16 protein-coding genes are annotated in these 15,710 nt (G+C 72.7%); 4 read left to right on the forward strand and 12 right to left on the reverse strand.

Annotated elements, in window-relative coordinates; genetic code table 11:
- Complete coding sequence (locus OG199_RS16380; protein WP_356809451.1) at positions 1-759, reverse strand: TIGR00730 family Rossman fold protein; 759 nt, start codon at positions 757-759, stop codon at positions 1-3.
- Positions 760-866: 107 nt separating this feature from the next.
- Positions 867-1,946 (reverse strand): succinyl-diaminopimelate desuccinylase, encoded by a 1,080-nt coding sequence (gene dapE, locus OG199_RS16385; protein WP_356809450.1) that lies wholly within the window; start codon positions 1,944-1,946, stop codon positions 867-869.
- Between the two features lie 109 nt (positions 1,947-2,055).
- Between dapE and OG199_RS16390 the strand changes: the two genes are divergently transcribed.
- Both OG199_RS16390 and OG199_RS16395 read left to right on the forward strand, forming a co-directional pair.
- The gene (locus OG199_RS16390; RefSeq protein ID WP_405830047.1) at positions 2,056-3,075 is read left to right on the forward strand and encodes a heavy metal transporter; all 1,020 of its coding nucleotides are present in this window, start codon (positions 2,056-2,058) and stop codon (positions 3,073-3,075) included.
- A 352-nt stretch (positions 3,076-3,427) separates the two neighbouring features.
- A complete protein-coding gene (locus OG199_RS16395) occupies positions 3,428-3,874 on the forward strand; it encodes an ATP-binding protein (RefSeq protein WP_356809448.1) in 447 nt (148 codons plus the stop codon).
- Positions 3,875-4,092: 218 nt separating this feature from the next.
- Here OG199_RS16395 and OG199_RS16400 read toward each other — a convergent pair whose 3' ends face one another.
- Together OG199_RS16400 and fdxA are read right to left on the reverse strand one after the other, a co-directional pair.
- Positions 4,093-5,184 carry a bifunctional succinyldiaminopimelate transaminase/glutamate-prephenate aminotransferase gene (locus OG199_RS16400; RefSeq protein ID WP_356802185.1) on the reverse strand — a complete coding sequence of 364 codons (1,092 nt, stop codon included), beginning with the start codon at positions 5,182-5,184 and terminating at the stop codon, positions 4,093-4,095.
- 130 nt (positions 5,185-5,314) lie between these two features.
- Positions 5,315-5,635 (reverse strand): ferredoxin, encoded by a 321-nt coding sequence (gene fdxA, locus OG199_RS16405; RefSeq protein ID WP_018089397.1) that lies wholly within the window; start codon positions 5,633-5,635, stop codon positions 5,315-5,317.
- 140 nt (positions 5,636-5,775) lie between these two features.
- Between fdxA and OG199_RS16410 the strand changes: the two genes are divergently transcribed.
- Positions 5,776-6,897 carry a GNAT family N-acetyltransferase gene (locus tag OG199_RS16410; RefSeq protein WP_405830049.1) on the forward strand — a complete coding sequence of 374 codons (1,122 nt, stop codon included), beginning with the start codon at positions 5,776-5,778 and terminating at the stop codon, positions 6,895-6,897.
- Between the two features lie 17 nt (positions 6,898-6,914).
- A complete protein-coding gene (locus OG199_RS16415; RefSeq protein WP_356802188.1) occupies positions 6,915-7,766 on the forward strand; it encodes a transglutaminase-like domain-containing protein in 852 nt (283 codons plus the stop codon).
- Positions 7,767-7,864: 98 nt separating this feature from the next.
- On the opposite strand, the gene OG199_RS16420 is transcribed toward OG199_RS16415, so the two are convergent.
- From OG199_RS16420 to OG199_RS16455, 8 genes are all read right to left on the reverse strand, one after another.
- A complete protein-coding gene (locus OG199_RS16420) occupies positions 7,865-8,479 on the reverse strand; it encodes a DNA-binding response regulator (protein WP_266701188.1) in 615 nt (204 codons plus the stop codon).
- On the reverse strand, positions 8,476-9,660 hold the full coding sequence (locus tag OG199_RS16425) for a histidine kinase (RefSeq protein WP_356802190.1): 1,185 nt from the start codon (positions 9,658-9,660) through the stop codon (positions 8,476-8,478). The genes OG199_RS16420 and OG199_RS16425 overlap by 4 nt, the downstream gene beginning before the upstream one ends.
- Complete coding sequence (locus OG199_RS16430; protein WP_405830051.1) at positions 9,657-10,397, reverse strand: ABC transporter permease; 741 nt, start codon at positions 10,395-10,397, stop codon at positions 9,657-9,659. Before OG199_RS16430 ends, OG199_RS16425 begins: the two co-directional genes overlap by 4 nt.
- Positions 10,394-11,320 (reverse strand): ABC transporter ATP-binding protein, encoded by a 927-nt coding sequence (locus OG199_RS16435; protein ID WP_405830053.1) that lies wholly within the window; start codon positions 11,318-11,320, stop codon positions 10,394-10,396. Before OG199_RS16435 ends, OG199_RS16430 begins: the two co-directional genes overlap by 4 nt.
- A gap of 155 nt (positions 11,321-11,475) precedes the next feature.
- Entirely contained in the window at positions 11,476-13,791 is a 2,316-nt protein-coding gene (locus tag OG199_RS16440; protein WP_405830055.1) for a hypothetical protein, read from the reverse strand.
- A 160-nt stretch (positions 13,792-13,951) separates the two neighbouring features.
- Positions 13,952-14,371 carry a DUF6113 family protein gene (locus tag OG199_RS16445; protein ID WP_356802199.1) on the reverse strand — a complete coding sequence of 140 codons (420 nt, stop codon included), beginning with the start codon at positions 14,369-14,371 and terminating at the stop codon, positions 13,952-13,954.
- Positions 14,368-15,276, reverse strand: a complete 909-nt coding sequence (gene mshB / locus OG199_RS16450; protein WP_356802201.1) for an N-acetyl-1-D-myo-inositol-2-amino-2-deoxy-alpha-D-glucopyranoside deacetylase — start codon at positions 15,274-15,276, stop codon at positions 14,368-14,370. The genes OG199_RS16445 and mshB overlap by 4 nt, the downstream gene beginning before the upstream one ends.
- A 142-nt stretch (positions 15,277-15,418) precedes the next feature.
- A complete protein-coding gene (locus OG199_RS16455; protein ID WP_405830057.1) occupies positions 15,419-15,592 on the reverse strand; it encodes a hypothetical protein in 174 nt (57 codons plus the stop codon).
- Positions 15,593-15,710 lie beyond the last annotated feature (118 nt).

Below are 15,710 nucleotides of genomic sequence, written 5' to 3' on the forward strand. Positions count from 1 at the left end.
TCAGCGGCCCGCCTCCTTCGACACCAGCGCCACCGCCTCCTCCACCTCGTCCGTGAGGTGGAACAGGAGGAGATCCTTCTCGGAGGCCTTGCCCTGGGCGATGAGGGTGTTCTTGAGCCAGTCGACGAGACCGCCCCAGTACGCCGTCCCGAAGAGGACGATCGGGAAGCGGGTCACCTTCTGGGTCTGGACGAGGGTGAGGGCCTCGAAGAGTTCGTCGAGGGTGCCGAGCCCACCGGGCAGCACCACGAACCCTTGGGCATATTTAACAAACATCATTTTTCGGACGAAGAAATATCGGAAGTTCAGCCCGATATCGACATACTGATTCAATCCCTGCTCGAAGGGAAGTTCGATGCCGAGGCCGACGGAGATGCCCTTGGCCTCGCACGCGCCCTTGTTGGCGGCCTCCATCGCCCCGGGCCCGCCCCCCGTGATGACGGCGAACCCGGCTTCGACCAGCCCCCGCCCGAGCGCGACGCCCGCCTCGTACTCGGGAGAGTCCACCGGCGTCCGGGCGGAGCCGAACACACTGATCGCGGCGGGGAGTTCGGCGAGCGTGCCGAAGCCTTCGATGAATTCCGACTGGATGCGCAGGACCCGCCAGGGGTCGGTGTGCACCCAGTCCGAGGGCCCGCCGGCGTCCAGCAGTCGCTGGTCCGTGGTGCTCGACTGGACCTGGCCCCGCCTGCGCAGCACCGGACCCAGCCGCTGCTCCTCCGGTGGCCGCTTCTTGCCCTCGGGGTTGCCAGTAGCCATGTGCGCTCCCTCCGCTTGCAATTGTTCAGCCCCAGCGTAGATCTCAGGGGGTTACGGAGGGGGGACATGCGCATGTCCGCCGCGCACCGCGGCGGTGTGCCCGCGCGTCAGGAGGCCAGCCAGGCCCGCAGCCGCTCCTCGGCCTCGGGGACGGCCGAGGCCCGTACCCGCTCGTCCTCCTTGTGCGCGAGCAGCGGGGCCCCGGGTCCGTAGTTCACCGCGGGCACCCCGAGCGCGCTGAAGCGGGCGACGTCCGTCCAGCCGAACTTGGGGCGGGCCTCGCCGCCGACGGCCGCCATGAAGGCCGCGGCCGCGGGGTGGGTCAGGCCGGGGCGCGCCCCGCCGGTGTGGTCGTCGACGACGAACTCGTCCACGCCGCAGTCCGCGAAGTAGTCGCGGACGAAGGCCTCCGCCTCCGCCTCCGTGCGGTCCGGCGCGTAGCGGAAGTTGACGACGACGGTGCAGGCGTCGGGGATGACGTTGGTGGCCACGCCGCCCTCGATACGGACGGCGTTGAGGCCCTCGTGGAAGCGGAGGCCGTCCACGACCGGCGTGCGCGGCTCGTACGCGGCGAGCTTCGCCAGGATCGGGGCCGCCGCGTGGATCGCGTTGGAACCCATCCAGGCACGCGCGGAGTGCGCCCGCTCCCCCGTGGTTTTCAGGAACATCCTGAGCGTGCCCTGACAGCCGCCCTCGACCTCCCCGTCCGTCGGCTCCAGGAGGATCGCGAAGTCGCCCTCCAGCCAGTCGGGGTGGGCCTCCGCCACATGCTTCAGGCCGTTCAGGTGGGCGGCGACCTCTTCGTTGTCGTAGAAGACGAAGGTGAGGTCGCGGTTGGGGGCGGGGACCGTGGCCGCGATCCTCAGCTGCACCGCCACACCCGACTTCATGTCGCAGGTGCCGCAGCCCCACAGGACGCCGTCCTCGTCGAGCCGGGAGGGCACGTTGCCCGCGATGGGCACGGTGTCGATGTGACCGGCGAGGATCACACGCTCGGACCGCCCCAGATTCGTCCGCGCCACGACATTGTTGCCGTAACGGTCGACCGTGAGGTGCGGCAGGGCCCGCAGGGCGCCTTCGATGGCGTCCGCGAGGGGCTTCTCGCTGCCGCTCTCGGAGGGGAAGTCGACGAGCCGGGCGGTGAGCTCGGCGGCGTCCAGTGTGAGGTCAAGTGGGGTGTCGGCCATGCCTCCGACCCTAGCGCCCCGTCCCGTCGGCACCGGGCGCCGCGGTTCGCACCACGGTTGTCCACAACCTCACACGCCGTCAACAGAGTCCTCCAGTACCTTGTACGTCGTGCCAGAGCCGTCCCCCACTCCCGCCCGGCGCGGCCGCCTCCTTCGTTTCGGAGCGGCCGTCGCGGTCCTGTTCGCGCTCGCGGGCTATCTCGCCGTGCAGTACCTCACGGGAGGGGCCGGTGCGCCGCGCTGCCGGGTCGTCTCGGGCAAGGGCGACGACGCGTCGTACGAGTTCACACCCGAGCAGGCGGTGAACGCGGCGACGATCTCGGCGGTCGGCACCTCCCGCCGCCTGCCCGAGCGCGCGGTGGCCATCGCCCTGGCGACCGCGCTCCAGGAATCGAATCTGCGCAACATCCAGCACGGCGACCGGGACTCGCTCGGCCTGTTCCAGCAACGGCCCTCGCAGGGCTGGGGCACGACGAAACAGATCATGGACCCGGCGTACGCGGCCGGCGTGTTCTACGAGCACCTGGCCAAGGTGCCGGACTACACACGGCTGCCGCTCACCGTCGCCGCGCAGCGTGTGCAGCGCAGCGGCTTTCCGCAGGCGTACGCGAAGCACGAGCCGGACGCCACACTGCTGGCCGCGGCCCTGACCGGGCGCGCGGCGGCCACCCTGACCTGCGAGGGGCGCCCCGGGGCGACGCCGGCCGGCGGCCCGGACTCGGTGCGGGCCGCTCTCGTACGCGACTTCGGGCACGAGGTGCTCCAGGAGGCGGGCGCCGACATCTCCGGCCAGGGCGACTCCGCGCCGGCCGACGCGTCGTCGTCCTCGCCCTCGGCGGCGTCCGGATCGGCGTCGGCACCGGCATCGGGTTCCCCGTCGTCGACCGTGTCCGCGCGGACCGTCACCGTGCCGGTGCGCAAGGACGCCGCCGGGACCGGGGTGCGCGGCTGGGAGCTGGCGCACTGGGCCGTGGCCAACTCCTCGGCGCTGCACATCGAGCGGGTCTCCTACGCGGGACGGGAGTGGACGGCCGGGCGCAGGGAGGGCGAGTGGCTCAGGTCCGGCGCCCAGGGCGCCCCGGCCGCGAAGGAAGCCGCCTCCGAGGTCCGTATCGTCACCGCTCAGTAGTACGGGGGCTCACTCTCCAGAGGGACGCGCGGCGGCGCCGGGCACCGGGATGAGCGGGTTTTCGCGAGAGCGTGCCCGAATCCGTCGGATCCCTTGCGGACAAAGGGCCGTAAGGATTCAGCAGACTATCCGCCCGGTTGCCCTTTGCCCGTTTTTATCCACAGCCGATTATGCGACGCATTGCCAATTCTTTGCGTCGGGCCACCGCAACCTTCGCGGGTTTCGAGCGGTAGTCACTGCGTCCGAGCCCGGAACGATCACGGCTCGACCGGCAGCCGGCCGGTCGGGGGCCGTCCTTCAACCCCGGGGCGCGATCGGGCACTTCACCGTTCTCTCCCGTCTAAGGAGCATCATGTCCCTCCCCCTGACCCGTCGGATCGCCCGTGCCGCGCTGCTCATCGCGGCGGGAGCGGCGCCCGTGGTCGGTGCGGCCGGCTCCGCCGGCGCGGCGACCGCACTGCCGGCCACTCCCGACCTCGGCGGCCTCACCGCCCTGGACGGGGCGCACGTCGGCAGCACGGTCGACGGTGCGACGCAGAACGTCACCGGGCTGGCGGGCACGGCCGGTGGCAAGGCGGTCAAGAAGGCCGTGCCGGCCGCGGGCAGGACCGGCGGCAAGGTCGCCAGGACGGCCACGCCGGCCGCGCAGAAGGTGGCCGGGGACACCGCCGGGCAGGCCGGGAGTCTGCTCGGTGACACCACGAAGACGGCGACGGGCGGCGGCCTGCCGACCGACGCCGTGACCAAGGGCGGCCTGCCGACGGGACAGCTGCCTCTGAAGGGCCTGCCGCTCGGCTGACGCCACGGTCCGTACGACCGCGGTACGGCGGAGGGACCCGGGAAACCTCCCGGGTCCCTCCGCCGTATCCGTATCCGTATCCGTGTGCGCGGCCGCTGCCCGCGTGCCTGCCGCGGCGCTACGCGGTGTCCGCGAGGTCGCGCGTGCCTGGCGACGCCCGGCACGCCCTGGGGCGTGTGGCGAAAGCCCCGCCTGCCTCGCGACGCCCGGCACACGCCCTAGAGGCGGTCCACCGCCGCGGCGACCCGCTCGTCCGTCGCCGTCAGCGCCACACGGACGAACCTGTCGCCCGCCGGGCCGTAGAAGTCGCCCGGGGCGACGAGAATGCCGAGCCGCGCCAGATGGGCCACGGTGTCCCAGCAGGACTCGTCACGCGTCGCCCACAGGTACAGGCTCGCCTCGCTGTGCTCGATGCGGAAGCCGTGGCGCACCAGGGCCTCACGCAGGGCGACACGGCGGGCGGCGTAGCGCTCACGCTGTTCGCGCACATGGGTGTCGTCCGACAGGGCGGCGACCACGGCGGCCTGGGTCGGCGCCGACGTCATCATGCCGCCGTGCTTGCGGATCTCCAGGAGCTCACCGAGGACGGCGGGGTCACCGGCGAGGAACGCGGCGCGGTAGCCGGCCAGGTTCGAGCGCTTCGAGAGCGAGTGGACCGCGACGATCCCCTCGTACGAGCCGCCGCACACGTCCGGGTGCAGGACCGAGACCGGGTCGGCCTCCCAGCCCAGTTCGAGGTAGCACTCGTCGGAGAAGACGAGGACGCCGTGCTCGCGGGCCCAGGCGACGATCCGGGTGAGTTCCGCCGCGGAGAGCACCCTGCCGGTCGGGTTCGACGGGGAGTTCAGCCACAGGAGCTTGAGGTGCGTGGGGTCCAGCTCGGTGGGGTCCTCGTAGGCGACGTGGTCCGCGCGGGCCAGGCGCGCGCCGACCTCGTACGTCGGGTACGCCAGGCGCGGGTACGCCACCCTGTCGCCGGGGCCGAGGCCCAGCTGGGTCGGGAGCCAGGCGACCAGTTCCTTGGAGCCGACGATCGGCAGCACGTGGTGGTGGGTGACCCCGCGGGCCCCGAGGCGTCGCTCCACCCAGCCCGTGAGCGCGTCCCGCAGTTCGGGCGTGCCCCACACCGTGGGGTAGCCCGGCGAGTCCGCGGCCGCGACCAGAGCTTTCTGGATCAGCTCGGGCACCGGGTCGACCGGAGTGCCGACGGAGAGGTCGACGATGCCGCCCGGGTGAGCTGCGGCGGTCGCCTTGTAGGGCTCCAGCTTGTCCCAGGGGAAGGTGGGAAGCCGGTCGGAGACTGCGGACACGGGATCGGGCTCACTTTCTCGTACGGACGACCACCCGTACGTGTGACGGTCACGGACTGCCACGGCAAACGCCTCGGTCCCGTACGGCGGTGAGGCCGTACGGGACCGAGGCGGCGCGTGTGCGGGCCGCTTACTGGTTCTGCGGCGGCAGCGCTGCGATGAAGGGGTGGTCGCGCTCGATCAGACCGAGCTTGCTGGCGCCGCCGGGCGAGCCGAGCTCATCGAAGAACTCGACGTTCGCCTTGTAGTAGTCCTTCCACTCTTCCGGAGTGTCGTCTTCGTAGAAGATCGCCTCGACCGGGCACACCGGCTCACAGGCTCCGCAGTCGACGCATTCGTCCGGGTGGATGTACAAGGACCGGGAGCCCTCGTAGATGCAGTCGACCGGGCACTCCTCGATGCACGCCTTGTCCTTGACGTCGACACAAGGCTGCGCGATGACGTAGGTCACGCTGTCGTTCCTCCTCGATAGGGCGCTGGCGGGCCTCCGTAGGCTCCGCCGCCTGGCGCGCGGGAGCGCGGCGTCGTCGATGCCCGCACCTAGTATCTCCGTTCCGGGGCATGATCCGAACAGGAGGGGTGAACTGACCTGTGGAAATCTCTGCGGCCGGACGGCTCAAGGTCCATATCACCACTGCTGACGTGGGCAAACGCGTCTCTGTTCGGCAGTTGATCGAAGATGGTGGTGCGGGTGAGAAGTTCAGCGACACGGTAGGCGTTCTCACATCATGGGACGGCGGCGTGCTGCTGATCACACGACGCGGCGGGGAAAGTGTCCGGATTCCGGAGTCCGCGCTGGTGGCGGGCAAGGTCGTACCGGCCGCCCCGGCGCGTCGGCGCGGGCCGGCGGCCTCGTACGAGGAGCTGGCGCGGGTCGCCGCGCGCGCCTGGCGGCCGGTGGAGAGCGAACGGCTCGGCGGCTGGGAGCTGCGGGCGGCCTCCGGCTTCACCCGGCGCGCCAACTCCGTGCTGCCCCTCGACGGGCCCGGCGTCCCGCTGGACGAGGCGCTGACCCGCGTACGCGGCTGGTACGCGGCCCGTGGGCTGCCCGCCTATGTGCAGACCGCCACCGGCGCGGAGGGCACGCAGGAGGTGCTGTGCGCGGAGCTGGAGGCGCGCGGCTGGACGCGTGAGGTGACGGCCGAGCTGTGGATCGGCCCGCTGGCCCCCCTCGCCGACCGTGCGGCTCCCGACGTCGTCCTGTCCCGCACGGCGGACGCCGCGTGGCTGGGCCGCTATCAGCGCAAGGGGCTGAGCGACGTCGCCCTGAAGGTGCTGGGAGGCGGACCCTCGGTGTGGTTCGCGACGGTTCCGGGCGCGGCCGGTGAGGCGCCGGCCGCGATCGGGCGGTGCGTCGTGGACGGGCGGTGGGCCGGTTTCGCGGCCGTCGAGGTCGATCCGGCGCAGCGTCGGCGGGGTCTGGCCACCGCCGTCATGGCCGCGCTGGCCGGCCGGGCCCTGGACGAGGGCGCCTCGGCGGCCTGGCTCCAGGTGGAGTCGGACAACACGGGGGCGCGGGCGATGTACGCCGGTCTGGGCTTCGCCCCGCATCACGCGTACCACCACTACCGCGCACCACGGACGCCGGACGAGCCCGGCCGGCCCACCGGGACCGGAGCCGACGACGCCCGCGGATCCGCACAGGGCTCCGGCGGCGACCCTTCGCGCGGTGCCCCGCCGGTGGCCGGTGGCGACCGCTCCGCGTCGGCGTGACGGGGGGCGAGGCCGCGATGGGTTCCCCTCGTCCGCCGGAGCCGGAGCGTGCCGCCGAGGTGCGGCGGCTGTTCGCCGAGGAGGCACGGTCCGAGCGGCCCGACCTGGCGCTGCTGTGTCTGCTGGTGGGGGCCGCCGCGGACGGGGAGCTGGACGAGGCGGGGATCGACGCGGCACAGATCGAGTTGGACGAGTTGGCCGGACAGGTGCCGTTCCGGCCCGGCGGACCGGGGTCCTGGGCGACGGCGCTGGCCGAACTGCTCGGTGAGCGCTGCGGGTTCCGGGGCTCGCCCGGCGACTACCAGCGGCTCGAGTCGTCACTGCTGCACCAGGTGCTGCGGCGGCGCCGGGGACTGCCCATCCTGCTGTCGGTGGTGTGGGTGGAGGTGGCCAGGAGGGCCGGGGCGCCGGTGTACGGGGTCGCCCTGCCCGGGCACTTCGTGGTGGGCTTCGGACCGCCCGAGCAGCAGGTGCTCGCCGATCCCTTCGACGGCGGCCGGGTGCTGAGCGGCCCGGACGCCGAGCTGCTCGTGCAGGGGGCCACCGGTGCGCCCCTGCGGCCGTCGATGCTGGGTCCCGCCGATCCGCTCGACGTGGTCGTGCGGGTCCTGAACAACGTCCGGGCGTGGGCGGCCGTGCGGCCGGAGCGGTCGGACGTGGCCCTGTGGGCCGTCGAGTTGTGTCTGCTGATGCCCTCGCACCCCGCCCGGCTGCGTTACGAACGGGCCCAACTCCTGGTGCAGCGCGGCGACTTCCTCGCGGGTGCGGCGGAACTGGACGCGTACGCGGACGTCGTGACCGCGGTGGATCCGCCGACCGCGGACCGGGTGCGGGGGCAGGCCCGGGCGGCGCGGGCGATGCTGAACTGAGGACGCCGGGGTGCCGGGCGGCTCCCGGACCCTTCGCGCCCTTCGCGCCGGACCGGCCCGCGCCGCCCGCCCGCTCCGGCGGAGGAGGCGGACACGGCCTACAGCCAGCCTTTCTCCCGCGCGATCCGCACCGCCTCCGCGCGGTTGCGGACCGCGAGTTTCTGGATCGCCGTGGAGAGGTAGTTGCGGACCGTGCCCTGGGAGAGGTGAAGTGCCTTGGCCAGCTCCGCGTTCGTGGAACCGTCGGCCGCCGCGCGCAGCACCTCGCGCTCGCGGTCGGTCAGCGGATTGGCGCCCTCGGCGAGGGCCGCGGCCGCCAGGCTGGGGTCGATGACGCGCTCACCGGCGAGCACCTTGCGTACCGCGGCGGCGAGTTGGGCCGCCGGGGCGTCCTTGACCAGGAAGGCGTCGGCGCCGGACTCCATGGCGCTGCGCAGATAGCCGGGGCGTCCGAAGGTGGTGAGGATGAGCAGCTTGATGCCGGGGAGTTCCCTGTGGACCTCGGCCGCGGCCTCGATGCCCGTCTTTCCCGGCATCTCGATGTCGAGGAGCGCCACGTCGACGTCGTACGCGCGTGCCGCGGCCAGCACCTCGTCGCCGCGCGCCACCTGGGCGACCACCTCGATGTCCGGTTCGAGGCCCAACAGGGCCGCCAGCGCCTCGCGGACCATCGACTGGTCCTCGGCGAGCAGGACCTTGATCGTGCGGCTCATGCACCGGATCCTACGGGGTGCCCCCCGGCGTCGGGAGGGGCCTCGGCAGGCACTCTGGCGACCAGCCGGAAGCCCCGGCGCACCCGGCCCGCCTCCAGCGTCCCGCCGGCCTTCTCCAGGCGCTCGGACAGGCCCGTGAGCCCGTTTCCGGGGCCGTCGCCGGAACCGCCCGAGCCGTCGTCCTCCACGACCAGTTCGAGCACCGGCCCGTCCAGCGTCTGACGGCGGACGAGTTCCACCGCGCAGCGCCGGGCCCCGCTGTGCCGTACGACGTTGGTGATCGCCTCGCGCAGCGCCCAGGCCAGCGCGGACTCGCTCTCCTCGGCGACGCCGGCGAGGTCGGCGCGGTCCGGTTCGGTCGGCAGGTCCGCCGTGACGCCGGCCGCCGTCAACGCGACCTGGGCGCCGGCGAGTTCGCCGGACAGCCGGGGCCTGCGGTAGCCGGTGACCGCTTCGCGCACGTCGACCAGGGCCTGCCGGCTGACCTGTTCGATGTCGGCGACCTGCTGGGCCGCCTTCTCGGGCTGGCCGGGAAGCATCCGTCCGGCCAGCTCGCTCTTGAGCGTGATGAGCGACAGCGAGTGGCCGAGCAGGTCGTGCAGGTCCCTGGCCAGCCGCAGGCGCTCCTCGTTCGCGGCCAGTTGGGCGACCGTCGCGCGGGCCTCGCGCAGCGCGATCGTCGTGCGGACCAGTTCGCGTACGCCGGTCATCGCGAACCCGCCGAGGAAGGCCGGGATGAGCAGCCCCGCCAGATACGCCTTGCCGTCCGGGACCGCCAGCGCGATCGCCGTCAGCAGGGCGGACACGGCCGGGATGGCCCAGCGGGACATCCGCAGCGGGAGCACGGCGCCGGACGCGATCGAGACGTACACGAACAGGACGAGCCACTCCCGCCCCAGGGTGACGGCGAGGAGGCCGGACTGGGCCGCCAGTACCGCCAGCGAGCCCAGAACCAGGGGGGTGGCCTCGCCGCGGCCGGTACGGAAGACGAGCATCGCGTACCAGGCGACGAAGACCACCAGGCCGATCCAGCCGAGCACGACGACACCGGTGCTGTGGCCGCCGTGCACCAGGTCACTGACGGGCGCGCTCAGATAGACGAGCCAGATGCCCGTCCAGACGGCCTTGACCAACCGCTGTCTGTGGTTCTGCGGGGGTTGCCCGATGCCGACGCTGCTCACGCTTTCAGCGTGTCCTTCCGGTACAGCCAGGCCGCGCCGCCCGCGAAGAAGAGGAAGGACACGGCGAGGATGGCGAGGTCCTTCGCGTGCGGGGCGTCGCCCAGCTCGATCGACCGCCCGAGGCCAGCGTACGCGTGGGTCGGCAGCCAGGACGCGATCTTCTGCAGCCAGTCCGGGAACGTGGTCGAGGGCATCCACAGACCGCCGAGCACCGACAGTCCGAAGTACAGGATCATCGTGATCGGGCGGACCGCGTCACCGCTCGCCAGATAGCCGACCGCCACGCCGAGCGCGGCGAAGACGAGGCTGCCGGCCCAGATCGCGCCGGTGAGGGCGAGCCACTGCCAGGAGTCCAGCCGTACGTGCTTCACGGCGGCGGCGACCGCGAAGACGACCACGATCGACGGCAGGCTGATCACGGCGGCGCTGGCGGTCTTCGCCAGGACGTAGCCGCGGCCGGGCAGCGTGGTGAGCCTCAGCTGCCGTACCCAGCCGCTCTCGCGCTCCTTGGCGATCCGCTCGCTGTTGCCCATCAGGACGGCCGTCAGCGCGCCGAAGGAGGCCATGGAGACCATGAAGAAGGTCGGCAGGGTGAGCCCGGTGCCGTCGACCTTGGTGGTGTCGTCGGCGCTGCCCGCGATCAGCAGGAACAGGGCCGAGGGGTAGATCACCGAGAAGAACAGGAACTTCTTGTTGCGCAGGGCCCGGGTGATCTCGAGGCGGATGAGGCTGTTCACTGCGACTTCGCCTCCTCGGCGGCGGTGATGGCGACGAAGGCCTGCTCAAGGCCGAGCCCGGCGACTTCGAGGTTGCGGGGGTAGAGACCGAGCCCGTACAGCGCGTGCACGGTCGCGTCGGCGTCGGAGGACTGGATGCGGACGGTGTGCCCGGACACGTCGATCGTCGTCAGGAAGGGCAGCGCCCGCAGCGAGGTCTCGTCGATGGGGTCCTCCAGGTCGAAGGCGATCCGGCGGGCGCCGGCCTTCGCCTTGATCTCGGCGGCGGTGCCGTCGGCCAGCAGCCGGCCCCGGTGCAGCACGAGCACCCGGTCGGCGATGGCGTCGGCCTCTTCCAGGTAGTGCGTGGCGAACAGCACGGTCCGGCCCTGTTCGGCCTGCTCGCGCATGGTGGCCCAGAAGGCCTGGCGGGCGGAGACGTCCATGCCCGTGGTGGGTTCGTCGAGCACGATCAGATCGTTGGCCCCGGCGGTCGCGAGCGCGAAGCGGACGCGCTGTTCCTGGCCGCCGGAGAGTTTGTTGACCTTGCGGTCGGCGATCTGCGAGATGCCCGCGCGGGCCAGCACCTCGGTGACCCGGTACGGCTTCGGGTGCAACGCACAGGCCAGCTTGACCAGTTCGCCCACCGTCACCTCGTCCATCAGGCCGCCGCTCTGCAGCATGGCGCCCACCCGGCCGCCGACGATGGCCTCACGGGGGCTGGTGCCGAACACCCGGACGGCGCCGCTGTCGGCGTGCTTGAGGCCGAGGAGCAGGTCCAGGGTGGTCGACTTGCCCGCTCCGTTCGGCCCGAGCAGGGCGACGGTCTCGCCCGGGTGCAGGTCGAGCGTGAGCCCGTCCACGGCGCGCACGCTGCCGTACGTCTTGGTCACCTGGTCGAATCCGACCACCGGGGTGGTCGGCGGTGCCGCTGTCGTTGTCATGGCCCCCATGGTGGCCGCGGGGGCCGGGCGCCGGGCAGTGTCGGCGGTCCCGAGTGCCGGATGACAGATGTCATACGGAGCGGGTGACGGACGCGGCGGCGGACACGACGAGGGGGGCGCCCGGTGGACGCCCCCCTCGTACGGTCGAAGCGGGCCTAGCTCGGGTTCGTGGCGATGACCGCGACCCGGTCGGTCTTGCTCATCAGCGCCTGGCGCAGGGCACCGTAGACGTCCTCGGGCGTGACCGGCGTCTTCTCGCCGTTGCCCCGGGTGATGAGCACACCGTCGAACGTCTGGCCGTAGAGCGCCTTCAGGGCGTTCAGGTCGGGCTTGTCGACGAGCTTGCCGTCGGTGGCCGTCACCCGGAGGAACTTCCACAGCGACTTCTGCGGGCTCAGCGGGATCGAGTGCGCCACGTCCGTCCGGACGGTCACGGGAGCCGACATCGCGGGCTGGGCGAACTTCGCCATCATCCGGTCGACCTCGGCGTTCGAGACGGTCGGCTGACGGGTCGTGGTGGCGACCTTCACCGGGGTGGCGGTACCGGTCTCGACCTGCGTGCGGTACGCGTCCTCGACGGCCTGGGTGGAGGCCGCCACGTCGACGCCCTTGCCCGTCTTGCCGTAGACCGCGACGGCCTTGCCGGACTCGAACCTGATCGTGCCGTCGTTGGCCGAGCCGGCGCCGCCCCCGACCTGCTCCAGGGCGGCCTGGAGCTTCTCCTTGTCGACGGGCATGTTCGGCTCGACGACGCGCTTCTGGCCGAACAGCGAGCCGATCACGGAGACGGGGTTGTAGTCGCTGCCCGCGGCGGCACGGACGGTGGCCTGGCTGTCCAGCTGGAGCCCGGCCTGGTCCGGCTTGAGCGAGACCGTGGTGCCGTTCACCGCCAGTTTGAGCGGCTTGTTCGTATTGGCCCGGAAGGCGTCGTCGAGCTTCTGGACCGCCTCGTCCCGGGTGCCGCCGCCGATGTCGACGCCGAGCACGGTGGTGCCCTTGGGCACGTCCGAGTGGTTCATCAGGAGCCCGGCGCCGTAGGCGCCACCGGCGAGGACCACCACGAGGACGCCCAGCAGGGCCGGCTTGTTGCGGCCCTTCTTCTTGGTCGGCTTGGACGACGCGGCCGGCTTCGGGGCCGGCGCGGGCGCCTTCGGCGGGGTGTGCGGCAACGGGCCGTCGGTGTGCGTGCCCGGACCGAACGGGGAGTTCGGGGCGGGCGGCACGACGGGGATGCCACTCGTCAGGGTGTGACCGGAGACGTTGTCCCCGGCGCCGCCGTAGCCGTGGCCGCCCGGGTCGGGCGCGGGCTTCTGCGGGGTGAGGATCGCGGTGTCGTCGCTGAGACCGCCACCGGAGTAGCCGGTTCCCGTGCTCGGACCACCGAGGCCACCGGGTCCACCGTGACCACGCGGGCCACGCGCACCACCCGGTCCGCCCGGTCCACCCGGTCCACCCGGTCCACCCGGTCCACCCGCCGCCAGGCTGCCCGGAGCCGCGCCGGGGCCGGCCGGGGGCACCATCGGGCCGTCTCCGGTGACCGGACCGCCGGTCGGACCCACCGGGCCGCCCATGCCGTTGTCGGAGAAGTTCTCCGCGAAGTACGGGAGGTCGTCTCGGCGCGGTTCGCCGCCCGGACCGCCGGAGCCGCCCGGGCCCCCGTTGCCGGCCGGACCACCGTGGCCGCCCGGACCGCCCGGACCGCTGGGACCGTCGGTGCCGATGGCCGGGAAGGACGCCGTGTTGCCCAGCGCGGCGGAGACGTCGAAGGAACCGGTACCGCCGCCGTGACCGGGGGCCACGGGTCCGGCGCCGGTGGCACCGCCCCCGCCGGGACGGGGAATGTTCGCCCCGCCGGGCCGGACCCCGCCGGTGATGCCCAGCGGACCGGCACCGTTCGCGCCACCGGGAGCACCCGGAGCGCCGTTGCCGCCCGGAGCACCCGGACGTGCGCCGCCGGCTCCAGGACCGCCCGGCGCACCCGCGCCCTGCGGCGCCGAGGGGCCGGCGGGACCCGAACCACCGGGCAGGCCCGCACCGTTGGTGGACCCGCCGCCCGGGCCGCCCTTGGGCGCACCGGACTTGCGGGGTGCGAACCAGTCGCTGGACTTCTCCCCGGCCTCGGCCGCACCGTCGGTCGCGGGGGCCGCGGCCGCCGGCGGAGTTATGGCGCGCTGCGGCTCCGCGGGCGGTCCCGTGGGGGCCGCGGGCTCGGCGGGCGCGTCGGCGTCCCCGACCGGTGTGCGGACGACGACCGGCGGGATGGGCCGCGATCCGGGGATGTTGATCCGGATCCGTGTCGTCAGTGTGGTCTCGGTCTTGCGCTCCTCCGGCGGGGTGCCGCCGGCCGAACGGCCCGCGTCGGCACCGATCTCGGAAGCCATGGGGGTTCCGTACGGGGGTGTCCCCGACGGGTACGCGGCTCCACCGCGCCCGTTGGGCCCGGAGGACGAACTGTCAGTTTCACGACTCAAGGCAGGTTCTCCCGGTTGGCTCCGCCGCCCGTTTACTCGACCTCATCTCGGGCAGCTCGGCGGCGCGCACCACCATACTGGCCGTCTCCGGCCCGCAAACCTCGCCCGCGAAGGAAACTGCCACAGGACCCGCACCGGTCCGATACGGCGAAGTGGTACGTCACTTCCCAAGTCGGACGCCGGAGCGGTCCGGTTGCCGCCCCAGCCCGAGGGTGGCGCAGATCACAGCGACAGCCATCCCGCCGAGCAGGAAAAGGTACGAGCCGAGGCCCGCGCCGAAGAGGAAGTCCCCTTCCGGACGGGTGGCGGTGAGCAGCACGACCGCGACCATCCAGCCCGCGGCGGGCGCGACGGCGCCGGCCCGGGAGTCGGTGGCGCGGGAGCCGCCCAGGAAGAGCCCGGCCGCGCCCACCAGGGCGAGCAGCAGGCCGCCCGGGAACCAGCCGGACTGCACCAGCGTTCCGGCCGTCCCGACCACGGCGCCGAGCACGAACAGCCCCGTACAGGCGGCCGCCCGACCGGGCGAGGGGGTCCGCAGTGGCTGGGCGAGCGCGTTCCCGCGCTGTCCGCTCGTACTCATCGTGTCTCCGTCTCCGTCCGGTCACCGGTGCCGGCGAACAGATCGGTCTCCCGGTCCGCTCCGGCGTGCTCCCCGCGTACCAACTGGTAGTACTCGGTGGTGAAAAGTGGCTGGGCCAGCGCGTTCGAGAGCGCGAACCACGGCTCGGCCACCTCGATCTGGGTGGCGTGAGCGCGCAGGGCGGCGGCCTTCGCGGCGGCGTACGCGGTCCCGTCGATCTCGGTGGTGATCACCGCGTCGTCGACGACACCCGGTACGTCGTCCAGGGCGGCGGACGCGTCGAAGGGCAGCCCCGGGAGGGCCTCACGCAGCCGTGCGAAGCCGTCCTCGGCGACCGAGCGGGGTACGCGGTTCCAGTAGACCTTGGCGATCTCCCAGGGTGCGCCGAGGTCGGGGCGGACGGCGGGGTCCGCGGCCAGTTCGGTGGCGCGCAGGGCGACGCGGTGCGCCTGGATGTGGTCGGGGTGCCCATAGCCCCCGTCGGGGTCATAGGTGACGAGCACGTGGGGGCGTACCTCGCGGATCACCTCGACGAGGTGGGCGGCGGCCTCGTCCACGTCGGCGGACCAGAAGGCGCCCGCGCGGTGGTTCTGCTCGACGCCCATCATCCCGGAGTCGTGGAAGCGGCCGGGGCCCCCGAGGAAGCGGTGGTCGGTGACCCCGAGCTCCTTCATGGCCGCGGCCAGTTCACCGACGCGGTGCGCGCCGAGCCCGCCCTCCCGGTCGGGTGCGAGGTGCGCGAGTCCGGGCGGAATGACCTCGCCCTCCTCGCCGAGGGTGCAGGTCACCAGCGTCACGAGGGCGCCCTCGGCCGTGTACCTGGCCATGGTCGCGCCGTTGTTGATCGACTCGTCGTCCGGGTGCGCGTGCACCAGGAGAAGACGCCGGTCGGGCAGTTCCGTCATGACACCCACCCTACGAGGCGCCCGTCCCCCTGGGAGCTGCCCGGCCTCTGGTCGCTCCGGGTCGGTCGAAGACGCCGAGCACACGAGCGCCGGCCGGTGACCGGACTTCTCCCGCGGCCGGCCATCAAGTGGGGCAGGACGCTCAGAGGCCCAGATGCGTGATCTGAACGATGTGGACGCGCTCGCTCCGTACGACGACCTCGTACCCGAACCTGCCACTGGTGACGATCATTTCGTGACCCCGCGGATCGATCCCGTTGTAGGCCTGACCGTGTACCTGCAGGGCTTCCGCTGCCCTGCCCAGTTCGTCGGCCATGCTTTCCACGGCGGCGAGGAAGTCTGCGGGAGCGGTCCGGGCGGCCTCTTCGGCGCCGAAGGCGTACTCCCACCAGCGGGTGCCTCAGCCAGCGTATCGGGGCGGCCTGAGGCACGAG

Source organism: Streptomyces sp. NBC_01176, from assembly GCF_045039825.1.
Lineage (GTDB): Bacteria > Actinomycetota > Actinomycetes > Streptomycetales > Streptomycetaceae > Streptomyces.